The sequence below is a fragment of the Brevibacillus sp. AY1 genome (assembly GCF_029870785.1).
GTDB lineage: Bacteria > Bacillota > Bacilli > Brevibacillales > Brevibacillaceae > Brevibacillus > Brevibacillus invocatus.
In genome coordinates this window covers 1-10,089 of the sequence record NZ_JAFLPN010000066.1, presented here as the reverse complement: position 1 = coordinate 10,089, position 10,089 = coordinate 1, and the positions used below count along the sequence as shown (strand labels likewise).

Here is a 10,089-nt window from a genome sequence, read left to right as displayed (position 1 = left end):
GAGGGTAAGCCGTCAGGGGAATGGAGTGGATATCCAAATGTGCGGTCATACGATTCACCCACAGATTGGAAAAAGGATTCGAATCTCTATTCCCGCCACCGGCTCATTCAGAAAAATATTCCATAATTACATGATTCGCCCACTTCTCTGGAATGTTGATGGCTGAAAATCTAAGAACGAGTGAGTAAACGCGAGAAAACATTAATTTATAGTGGGAGGGGAGACGATGAGAAAATCAATTCTTAAACTTCTCATTGGGTGGGCTGTTTTGGCGCTCTTTATCTGGCTCTTTAAACAAACCATCGTATACGAAATCTTTTTCAACTAGAGAAATGTAGGGAGGCGAGTGGCTACGCGATCGACACGCCGGTGGAGATCCGGAAGGGAGCAGCTGACCGGCACGCTGCAGGAGCCTCCTGGTCGACCAGCCGCTATACGATCGATGCACCGGTGGAGATCCAGAATGCGAATCTCGATAAAAGTAAAAGACCCTCCGTTAGGAGGGCCTTGTTCATTAATTAATTCAGGTCGGCGCAAGGGCCAATTAATTCGGTCGGCGCTAAGGCCAAATTTATTGTTCGCTTACACCAGTTATTATATACGGTTTAACGTAAAATGTCCACTGTTTCACGTTAAATGTGCGATGTTTATTTGATTTTGGTTAAGGAAAGAATAGCCTTATCAATCAGATCCATTTGGTCATCGCTGAGCTTTAATTTATAGTATTGCCTGGTAGCTCGATCTTGATAACTGCTTAGTCTCTGTTTGCTGACGGATCGAATCTGATTGACCATTGCATAGCATGGTTTTTTATCTTTCGGTAAATCCTCAATGCAGCCAATGGGAATAATTAAATTATCAGGGTTTTTCCATTCCCCATCGTCCTCTTTTTCGGATGATAACGGAACCACGATAGCTGTATGAGAAAACTCTTTGATGACTACTGCAAAATGGGGGCCATTGAATTCCGACCCTACATTCACACCGAAGTCAATCCAGTAAACGAATTTCCTTGGTCTTTGCACCTTTTCTTTTGTTACTCCAGAATGAAGAAGCTGGTTTTTAGTGGCCACTTCTGTGAACCATGCCTTCATCTTGAGAGCAAAACCGTAATCATACGGTTCGGGCTTATCTAAAAAGTACAGCAGTTTCCCCTTGAGTCTTTCGTATAAATTCCCGATCTTTTCTAAAAATGTAGCTTGATCCAATTGTCATTTCCCCTTGCATCACTTGAATTTCTGAGTCAGATACCAAGAATTATGTAGAAGCTCACCTGTCTAATTCGCTTGTCTGTGTCGCGTTTCAGAGATTAGATCGATCAACTTATCACGATTAATCAGACGGACGCCTGTACTCGCAGCAAGATCATACGCTGCTTTGGAGAAGTCCTGATTTGTTACTACCCACGCTTCATTCGCTTTATAGTGCGTTTTTCCGGAATGCGCTTCCTGTACTGCACTGACGCTCACAGTCTGACTATATCGCTTAGCTTGAACGGCAATTCTGTTATGTCCGTCACTTAAAATAAGATCGGCCCCAAAATCACCGGATGCAGGGGTAGTCTCAACGTGATATCCTAGCGACTCAAATAATGCAGCCAGAAATTCCTCGAACTCCACTCCCTGCATAACGTCAACCTCGCGAATTCCAGATTGTAGAACTTTTGTTTGCCGGTCGCGGATCTGCTGCTTCGCCTGTAGTTTGCGATAAATCTTCCAGCCGATGAAGGCTACCACCAGGATAATCGGTGAGAAGAAAAACAGCAGCCCTCCAATCGCTGAGTCTTTCGCAATCAAGATAAAAATGATCAAAAAAGCCAGTAAACCCACACCTATCCATTGAAGCTTTTCGGTTAGGCTTTTCCGTCGTTTCTTTACCATGCCAACACTTCCCCTTATTTCTATAGACTTGGGTCCCGATAATAAGCATTATGTAAAAAGCTCCCATACCTATGGGTTGGGTCCATTTAAAGGCTTACTGGATATTGTTTTTGGAATAAGGAACAATAAAGGTATGGGCAACTCCATTTAACTTTAACTGGAACCTTTCTATAAGCCCTATATCTTCAAGTTCGGCAAACCAATTAGTTATAGTTCTGGGTGTCTTGTCAAAGAATTTTGCTATTCGTTCCAAATCATGATAACACTCACCCGTTTTATTATTCGAATGTATTCCAAGGTAAATGAACAATGATACCGCACCACCTGAAATCTTAGGCAAGTAGTATTCAAAGTCTTTAAAGACAGGGAAAAAACCATCCTTTAACAAAAATCTTTCGTTCCGCCACTGAATGTGCTTTTCTCTTAGGGCCTTTGCTCTTTTTTGATTATCGGACATATAGCTCTCCTATGCTTTATAAAGTCAAAAATTCTGGTTAGAAATTTTTTTCAAATAGGTTAGAAATTTATTTCTAACTAACTATATTGTATTTAAATTTAACTATAGATGCAACCACTCCCCCATCCCCCCTTAGGGAATGAATCTCTCCCTAAGGGGGGATGGGGGAGTGGTTGCAAGATGGGTGTAAGAAAAAGGATCCTTTTTGTTAGTATGAGCATACTAATAACATACCGAATGTGCTTTACTTATACCGACTTTGTAGTACCTATACCGAATAAAATCAATACTTATACCTAAAGGAATGACCGCGTTTATAACGCGGTCATTCCTTTTTCCATTTATTTGTGTAAAAATAACGATAAATATCTAATTGAACGAATATTGGAGGAAAAAATGCATAAAGTTGTCATCCTAGCCGATCTTGGACTAGTTCGTACTCTTTTTTCGTCTGTTGGTCGTCAATTTAACGTCACCCAAGTTTATGATCATTTTCTAAAATCATTAGTGGGCAATGACGAGGAATTATGGCGGATTTTCTTATACGATGCTGATCCTTATGATGGGACACAAAATAGTCCCATATCAAACACACCAATAGACTTTAAAAGTAATCCTATTTATAAGACGATGACATCGTTCTTTTCAGGCATAATTCATAAAGATTTAGTTGCTTTAAGAAAAGGTGAAACGAAATTTAGAGGCTGGTTATTAAAAGACTCTGCGCTAAAAAAGCTTACATCAAATCCACCTGTACCCTTGAGTGACAATGATTTTAAGCCAAACATTCAACAAAAAGGCGTAGACATTAAAATCGGTTTAGACGTTGCCTGGATTTCCGAACACAATTCCATAAGTAAAATCATTCTAGTAACTGCTGACTCTGACTTTATCCCAGCCATGAAATTTGCACGAAGGCAGGGAGTGCAGATTGCTTTAATCAAAGCATTTGACGGAACCGGTTCGAAACTAAAAGCAGTCTCAGACGATTTGGCTCCAGCCTTGTTAGAACACGCAGATTATATAAGAAATATTAAATATGTTGGATCTACGGCTACCTCTCAATGGGAATTATTCAAGTAGTTTCGATGTAAGTCCCAATAATCTACATTATGTAAAACAACGTCCGAAATTGGAAATTCGGGCGTTTTTCCGCTATTTATCATGGCTAATTCCCTTTGCCTTAAGCTTACGGTACAACGACGAGCGCCCAATCACTACTATATACTGCAAACTTTTTTGGGTCCCGATAATGTACATTATGTCGCCTTGCGTCCGGATCTCCATTTTCGGCCGTTTTTTGCCGTTTTCGGCGATTAGCGTCCTGACGATCGACGTGATTTGTCCGCCAGCCGTGGACAAAATAGGTTTTTTGGCCAAAAAGCACGATCTCGCTCTAGCTCCGTTTTTCTTCGGTTTTTGTGGCGTGAAAAATTCCCAAGCGCTTGGCAATTTACTGAGCCGATGAGGGGGAGTGAGCTGCTACTTTATTGGCCAAGTGATTTCAACTGTTCAAGATAAAACAGCCAGTTATCCAGGTCGTTCCGATCCTTGTCCGTCTTATTTTCTTTTCGCATGAGTGCATCCAGGCTACCATGCTCGGTTTCAAGTTCCTGGATCTCTTTCTCGTAATCTTTTTTTATCTGGCCAATGCGTTCGACTGCCAACGGCTCTGCAGCCGGTTGATACCGATTCGACAAAAAAAGTAGGTAATCATAGGCCGACTGCTTGGCCTGTTCCGGAAGCAGCTCAATCAATTTTATAAGATCCGTGGTTTTCACAGCCACAACATACGCCCTCCCTTTATGGCAGCCGTAGACCGCCGTATTTGCCTTTTTAGGCCGGTTTCTAAGTTAGGGGGTACTAATTCTTGTCCATATGCTCTCGGATCGCCTGGACAACGACATCGACCATTTTCTTTTTGTGACGAGCTGCAAAAATCTTCAGCTCAGCGTGGAAGTCCTCTTCAAACTCAAAAGTTGCTCTCTTTATTTTCTTATTTGCATTTTTGATCATTTGCTCATTTTCGTTTTTATGAAAAACTGCATTTTCACCTTCCTGTATTCCTGGAATTACAGTTTCATGAGCCTGCTTTCGCGATTGGTCTTGTTCCGCTGTGCGTTGTTGCGTAGCGCCTAGTTTTTCACGCAATCTATCTGCTTTGGACACGTTCTTTCAACTCCTGTATAAACTCGTAGTATTGGTCGAGCGCTTCTTTATCTGCTCTCGTGTGATCCTGCAGGCCGATTACGGTATATTCTTTGATACGGCTTCTGCGTTTGATAACCGCGTGAAACATTAGATCCTGGTATTCTTCACGCGCTTGTTCTAAGATGGAATTGTCCAGGGCAGTCCGCGAATCGTTCATCGTAGCCAGAATACCGGCAAGGACAATATCCGGATTGGTATTCGCCTTAATCCCATCGATCAGAAACTCCAGGTAGCGATCCAACGCATCGTAGCAAAACTTTTCCGACTGCAGCATGACAACAGCATAGTCAGCAGCTGTCAGCCCATTGATGGTGTGATCTCCCAAATTCGGCGGCATGTCGATGATGATGTAATCGTACTGATCCTTCACAACTGCAAGCGTCTCTCGTAAGACCGTGTTGAGATTCCCTTTTCCACGATAGCTATCTCGTAACCAGGCAGGGAAGGTTGACAAGAAATCCTCTGCTGGAAGCAAGTGAAGATTCTCTGTGATGTGATGGATATACGGACGAGCATCTTGTTCCTTAACTGCTTCTAAGACCGTCTGCTTCGTGAAGTCGTAAATGTTTCGCATAGACAAAAACTGCGTCAGGTTACCCTGCGAATCAAAGTCTACAGCAAGCACTTTTTTTCCTTCTCGACTTAATAGATAACTAGTGATTGCAGAAGTCGTTGTCTTGCCAACCCCACCTTTCTGAATACCAAACGCGATAGTAACTCCCAAACTCGATCCCCCCAACCTGATTTTCTCTTAATGTACCATTCGGGAAACTACGCAGAACCCCCTGCTTAAATGCAGATATTCTTTTATGCGTTTTTGAGATTATGAGCAAGTAAGAAAAACTGCATTTTCGCAAATGCAGAAATGAGGGAGGGAGGGAAGTACAGTTGTTTGGGCGTACTGCAGCATCGATAGATGAAGCAGCTGCTCAATCCAACTGGCAGGTGGCCACTACAACCATGCCGTAGTGATAGTCCTGCAACTCATCCGTCTTGACCTTCTCCCTCGTCTCTGCAAGGGTAAGCGTCTGCGGCTCAACCAACCGGTAACGATCGCCAATTGAAGTTTCGAGATAAAGCCAACCTCCCTGATCCCGCCAAAGCACACCGGCCAACACTTTTTGCATAGCACTCTCATCCTTTCTAGAAGTGGAAATGAAAATCAAAACATGATTTATTTTTCCTTTTAGGGATAAAGACGGTTAACTCGTTAATGTTAGTGTATCAATTAGTTTACTGGGTAACTAGGTTAACCTTCCTCCAAAGAAAGCTGTCTCCGGACAGATGCGGGGAGCCGATCCACATGGAAACCCTGCTCAAGCAAAGAAGCCAAAGCAGAAGACATCGATTTCCGGACATAAGCCGTCAGGTTGGAAAGGCGCTGACGCTTAGTCGCCCGAAGGCAGGCCATAAGCGTCTTTTTAAGCAGCAACCAAGTATGAATCGCAGCATCCTGCGCAGAATCCGGATCGGCAGAAGAAGCCCAAACAGCCACAGTATCACGGTAGAGATCCGTAAGATACAGAGGCAAAGAAGATGGGTAAGGAGAGTTCAGGACAGCGAGGCAGCCAATAAGCTCGGCAGGGGAACCAGGCAGGACGACACGCGCTGCCCCACCCACCGCCTCACCTATTGTATTATCAATTTGGCTATTTTTTTGGATGGTTGTTTTTGCAGCTGCTGCCTCTTGAACGAATGCCTCATGTGGCTGCTCTGCCAGGGCAATAGAGGTCGATCCGTTGCGCCCGCGAGTCGATTGCACGACAATAGCGCCCTCGTTTTGGAGATCTGCGAGGACGTTCTTCAAGCTGGACATAGCGCATCCCAAGCGCTCGGCAATCGCCGCTAGAGAGCCTGAGAGTGCCCCATTTTCTTTTTGCAGAAGCGCCAGTAGATCAGCCTTCCACTCGTGCTTGTGGGTGTATTTGCGCTGCTCACGGCTCTTTGCGGCCGTGTAAAAACGAATCACCTTGTATTCGAAGTCAATGCCGGTCAGCTGACGGACGATTTCCGCTCCTGGTCCGAACAGTTTCGCCTGGCGATATGTACGTTTCACGCGATACACAACATCTTTCAGCGTAAATGGCCTACTGCCACCCTTCTCGCAGCACTCATGCCACCACTTTTCCATTTCGGCCATCGTCCGTTCCATAGGCCATCCGGAAAACTTCATTGCCAAAATAAGCGTAAGGCAGGACGCTTCACGCTTCCCGATCTCTGCGTCCTGGTTGTACAGGCGAACGATCGCTGGATGATCCATAATGTCGTAGTTCTTAAAGATAGGACTGGTGTTATCCCAAACAAGGGGATGGTTGATTTCACGCCAGTCAACAAAGATCTGGAAGTCATAGACCTGTCCTTGCTCGAAATATACCAGGTTGCTTTCGGTCGGCGTACGGAAGATCCGTTCCACACCGACAGCGCGGAGATCCGCTCCCACATCCTGGGCCATGTGTCGCTGAATCGCCGTAAACAACACGCGTACTTTTGGTGTAGCGCGTACCGCTGCAGAAAGCATCCAGACCGGCTGAAAACCGCCCGATGGCGTCCGGATCACAGCAGTAGGCAGAGGTAAACCAGCTGCTTCGATTCGGTCAAATACGTCCGGCAGCGTGATTCCTTCTTGATAGGCATATTCGTTTTTTACGTCAATATCCAGGGCAAAAGCATGCACCCAACGGGCATACTCTTCTCGCCGGCTGTCGGATCGATAAAAGGAGTTGGGCGTGTAGTATGTAGTGTCTTTGGTTTCATCCCACAGATAGCCGAACAGCGTAGACAGCGTGGCTGCTGGACGCATTTTGTCGGCTTGTCCTACATAAACCCAGGGACGATTCTTGTCGTAGCTGTACGGGGCGTTTTTGGCCTTTCTGACGCGTTGGCGCGGATAGTCCCTCATATGCTCTCCGTAGAGCAATCGAAAGAAAGCTTCTACCTTTGTGACCGGTCTTGATTCTGTGTTTACTGCTGCTACTGCTACCATCTCTATTTCCCCTCTCTTTTCTCTCTAGGGGGAATAGAAAAAGCCCTGGCACCGTAAAATTATGGTGACAGGGCTACGCTGTTGTCGTAGTTTTTTTGCTCGTTGGACTATTTTCGCCAATGTTTGCCGTTGTATTGTCCACTGTTTTTGGGTACAATAAAGACAAAAGTATGGCAAGAAAGTCAACGGAGCAAAAATTGCCTGTTCACCGTGGTAGAGACGGTTCGGACAGATCGTCGGAGAGTTGGCGCTCTCCAGCGACCCGTTGGCTTTTTGCTATTCCGTTCGTATAAGTTGATTCTATTTTATCAGAAAGTTTTTCTGATAGATAGAGTAGAAAATCAGGTTCTGAGGAAATCTTTGTCTTATAAGAAAAAATAAATTCTTCAGCTGCGTAGAAATCCGACTGGCCACCGTCGGATTTTTTTACTGCCGGTTCCCTTTGTGTTCAAATTCCCAAGCGCTTGGGATTATCACAAAGTGAGCAGCTGCACGGTTGGTTGTCGGCGCGCTCCTGGTGATTGGCCAACGGCATGGATCTGCACCGGCCGATTCTGCATACCTGCGGAAAAACCAGGTATTCCCGGCATATGGCCGCGTAGCGCCTTGTAACGCGATGTGTCCGGGTAGCAACCCGGTCAAAAGACTAAGTAGCCCCCTATCCTGTGATATGCTCCCCTTCAGGTAGACAGTTGAAATAATAAAACTGTCTACCTGTAAGGAGGAGCATTTTTTATGTCCCATAAAGCAAAAATAGCTGGGCCAGAAAAGGTTGCAGTTATCGAAAAATATCTTCGCGGGGAAGATTCTCTAAATCATTTAGCACGTGCTCTAAATGTTACCTTTCCCTCCATGAAACAATGGCTTCAAACCTATCAATCATTAGGTCCAAATGGGCTGCTCAGTACTTCTAAGAATAGAACATATTCCGCAGAACTGAAGAAATCTGCTGTGGAGGATTATCTAGCTGGCGGTTCTTCTCATATGGAGCTATGTAAGCGATATGGGATTAAATCAACCCGCCAACTGCGTAATTGGATTCTAAAGTATAATGGTCATGAACAGTTGAAATCTTCCGAAACAGGAGGAACACCAATCATGACAAAAGGACGAGCGACTACTTTCGAAGAAAGAATCGAAATTGTGAAATTCTGCGTAGAACATCAGCATAATTATGCCCAAGCAGCAAAGCCACTCTGGTAACAGGTTCATATAGTCACGTCCTTTTTAGGAAAGCCCCCTATGTATTGATAGAGGGCTTTTCCTTTGGTGATTATTTCTCGTATTTGGTTTGGAATCGATAGAGCTGGAAAATCGCGTAGGCAACTATTCCGATTAACCATACAAGCGAGTTACTATCTATTCCATAATCCACAATTTTCTCTACAACGGTATAAGACACGAATCCTGTCAGGATGATCACCAGGGCTGACGCCACATGTTTTTGTTGCAGTTGGTACTCGTGGGCGGAATGTATTACTGAAACTGCTGGAATCATCAATACAAAGCTCATGAAAACGACATAAGTAAAAAGCATATCTACAACAGGTGAGGACAGTACTACATTTCGAACAACTAATCCACTTATTTGATAGAACAAAGTTACAAGCAAACTATAATGTACAGTGATTCCCAGGATTTTTCCGACCTTTGTGCGTGCTTGTGATCCTATAAAACGTGCCAGGCGATTGTTTAAAGACACTACGACCTTAAAAATACTCATGCTTCATACCCCTCCCTATAATTTTTCATATTGAATTTTATCGTTTTGAGCAGTAACCTTTATGACTTCCCCATCTGTTCGGATGATTAAGCTGCCATCTGTTGTCGTTTCGATCCTAGCCGGTACGCTTGTTTTCTCATCTTTCGGAATCTCCTTCAATATGTTGCGTGGATCTCCATCACGAAAGAAAACAAACGCTTTTTCCGTTTCCAAAAATACAAACTGTTGCTGGTCAAGAGTGATAGTTTCAGCAGCTATCATTCGATCTGGTTGTGACGATTCCGGAGTGAAGATGTACGGCCTGATGATAGCAAAGCCAACTATCATCACGCCTAGGAAAAGTGATAGTTTTATTTTGTCCATGCATATACCCCCCTCACTGTTTTATTTGCGAAAATCCGCTTGAGTAGGCTGTGATCGCCCAAAATTCCATCTGCCCTGCGAATTTTAGTGAGGTAGGCTGCATGACGGTTGTAAGACGGATCTCCATTAGGGAGTTATCTGAATACTGGCCATCATCCACATAAACGTCCCATCTGGAAAGGCTTTGTTTCTCTTGTCGAAGCCGATATGCAATGTAATTTTCAACATACGTATTGTAACTACCGGTCGCTGTCATCACATCTCTAGCATCGTTTGCAACGCTTTGGGCGACAACTCGTAGCTTGCTATATTCTGCGATATCGGTCCCTAAAAATATCGCAAAGAAAAAGATAGTGATGGCTACCATCCACTCAGCAAAGTTCATGTTTTCCCCTCCTAGGGGTACCGCCAGCAAAACGCAGATTTACAACGCTAAGGACTTCTGGATATAAAAATAGCCGGTTTTCACCAC

Annotated in this window: 13 protein-coding genes; 2 read left to right on the top strand and 11 right to left on the bottom strand. The window is 44.3% G+C overall.

Going from position 1 to position 10,089, the window contains the following annotated elements:
* Positions 1–647 precede the first annotated feature (647 nt).
* The 3 genes from JZI27_RS23935 to JZI27_RS23925 form a co-directional block, all read right to left on the bottom strand.
* On the bottom strand, positions 648–1,208 hold the full coding sequence (locus JZI27_RS23935) for a type II toxin-antitoxin system PemK/MazF family toxin (protein ID WP_251238180.1): 561 nt from the start codon (positions 1,206–1,208) through the stop codon (positions 648–650).
* A gap of 69 nt (positions 1,209–1,277) precedes the next feature.
* Positions 1,278–1,880 (bottom strand): restriction endonuclease, encoded by a 603-nt coding sequence (locus tag JZI27_RS23930; protein ID WP_251238179.1) that lies wholly within the window; start codon positions 1,878–1,880, stop codon positions 1,278–1,280.
* Between the two features lie 94 nt (positions 1,881–1,974).
* The gene (locus tag JZI27_RS23925; protein WP_251238178.1) at positions 1,975–2,337 is read right to left on the bottom strand and encodes a helix-turn-helix domain-containing protein; all 363 of its coding nucleotides are present in this window, start codon (positions 2,335–2,337) and stop codon (positions 1,975–1,977) included.
* Positions 2,338–2,733: 396 nt separating this feature from the next.
* Here JZI27_RS23925 and JZI27_RS23920 point away from each other — a divergent pair, with 396 nt between their 5' ends.
* Complete coding sequence (locus tag JZI27_RS23920) at positions 2,734–3,420, top strand: NYN domain-containing protein (RefSeq protein WP_251238177.1); 687 nt, start codon at positions 2,734–2,736, stop codon at positions 3,418–3,420.
* Positions 3,421–3,824: 404 nt separating this feature from the next.
* Here JZI27_RS23920 and JZI27_RS23915 read toward each other — a convergent pair whose 3' ends face one another.
* The 5 genes from JZI27_RS23915 to JZI27_RS23895 form a co-directional block, all read right to left on the bottom strand.
* A complete protein-coding gene (locus tag JZI27_RS23915) occupies positions 3,825–4,124 on the bottom strand; it encodes a hypothetical protein (RefSeq protein ID WP_251238176.1) in 300 nt (99 codons plus the stop codon).
* A gap of 76 nt (positions 4,125–4,200) precedes the next feature.
* Positions 4,201–4,506, bottom strand: coding sequence for a hypothetical protein (locus JZI27_RS23910; RefSeq protein WP_251238175.1), 306 nt, complete (start codon positions 4,504–4,506; stop codon positions 4,201–4,203).
* Positions 4,490–5,272: a ParA family protein gene (locus tag JZI27_RS23905; protein WP_251238174.1), complete on the bottom strand. Its 783-nt coding sequence runs from the start codon at positions 5,270–5,272 to the stop codon at positions 4,490–4,492. Before JZI27_RS23905 ends, JZI27_RS23910 begins: the two co-directional genes overlap by 17 nt.
* A gap of 205 nt (positions 5,273–5,477) precedes the next feature.
* Positions 5,478–5,675, bottom strand: a complete 198-nt coding sequence (locus JZI27_RS23900; RefSeq protein ID WP_251238173.1) for a hypothetical protein — start codon at positions 5,673–5,675, stop codon at positions 5,478–5,480.
* Positions 5,676–5,797: 122 nt separating this feature from the next.
* Positions 5,798–7,531, bottom strand: coding sequence for a helix-turn-helix domain-containing protein (locus tag JZI27_RS23895; RefSeq protein WP_251238172.1), 1,734 nt, complete (start codon positions 7,529–7,531; stop codon positions 5,798–5,800).
* A gap of 735 nt (positions 7,532–8,266) precedes the next feature.
* On the opposite strand from JZI27_RS23895, the gene JZI27_RS23890 reads away from it, so the two are divergent.
* Entirely contained in the window at positions 8,267–8,734 is a 468-nt protein-coding gene (locus JZI27_RS23890; protein ID WP_251238171.1) for a transposase, read from the top strand.
* 70 nt (positions 8,735–8,804) lie between these two features.
* On the opposite strand, the gene JZI27_RS23885 is transcribed toward JZI27_RS23890, so the two are convergent.
* From JZI27_RS23885 to JZI27_RS23875, 3 genes are read right to left on the bottom strand one after another with little or no spacing between them, the layout of a single operon-like run.
* Positions 8,805–9,254: a hypothetical protein gene (locus JZI27_RS23885; RefSeq protein ID WP_251238284.1), complete on the bottom strand. Its 450-nt coding sequence runs from the start codon at positions 9,252–9,254 to the stop codon at positions 8,805–8,807.
* 15 nt (positions 9,255–9,269) lie between these two features.
* Entirely contained in the window at positions 9,270–9,617 is a 348-nt protein-coding gene (locus tag JZI27_RS23880) for a hypothetical protein (RefSeq protein WP_251238285.1), read from the bottom strand.
* Positions 9,618–9,630: 13 nt separating this feature from the next.
* A complete protein-coding gene (locus JZI27_RS23875) occupies positions 9,631–10,002 on the bottom strand; it encodes a hypothetical protein (protein ID WP_251238286.1) in 372 nt (123 codons plus the stop codon).
* Positions 10,003–10,089: the final 87 nt, after the last annotated feature.

Coding starts and splice junctions, on each gene's coding strand:
- JZI27_RS23900 (WP_251238173.1), bottom strand. CDS start 5,675: ATGCAAAAAGTGTTGGCCGGTGTGCTTTGGCGGGATCAGGGAGGTTGG.
- JZI27_RS23875 (WP_251238286.1), bottom strand. CDS start 10,002: ATGAACTTTGCTGAGTGGATGGTAGCCATCACTATCTTTTTCTTTGCG.
- JZI27_RS23880 (WP_251238285.1), bottom strand. CDS start 9,617: ATGGACAAAATAAAACTATCACTTTTCCTAGGCGTGATGATAGTTGGC.
- JZI27_RS23885 (WP_251238284.1), bottom strand. CDS start 9,254: ATGAGTATTTTTAAGGTCGTAGTGTCTTTAAACAATCGCCTGGCACGT.
- JZI27_RS23930 (WP_251238179.1), bottom strand. CDS start 1,880: ATGGTAAAGAAACGACGGAAAAGCCTAACCGAAAAGCTTCAATGGATA.
- JZI27_RS23890 (WP_251238171.1), top strand. CDS start 8,267: ATGTCCCATAAAGCAAAAATAGCTGGGCCAGAAAAGGTTGCAGTTATC.
- JZI27_RS23895 (WP_251238172.1), bottom strand. CDS start 7,531: ATGGTAGCAGTAGCAGCAGTAAACACAGAATCAAGACCGGTCACAAAG.
- JZI27_RS23925 (WP_251238178.1), bottom strand. CDS start 2,337: ATGTCCGATAATCAAAAAAGAGCAAAGGCCCTAAGAGAAAAGCACATT.
- JZI27_RS23920 (WP_251238177.1), top strand. CDS start 2,734: ATGCATAAAGTTGTCATCCTAGCCGATCTTGGACTAGTTCGTACTCTT.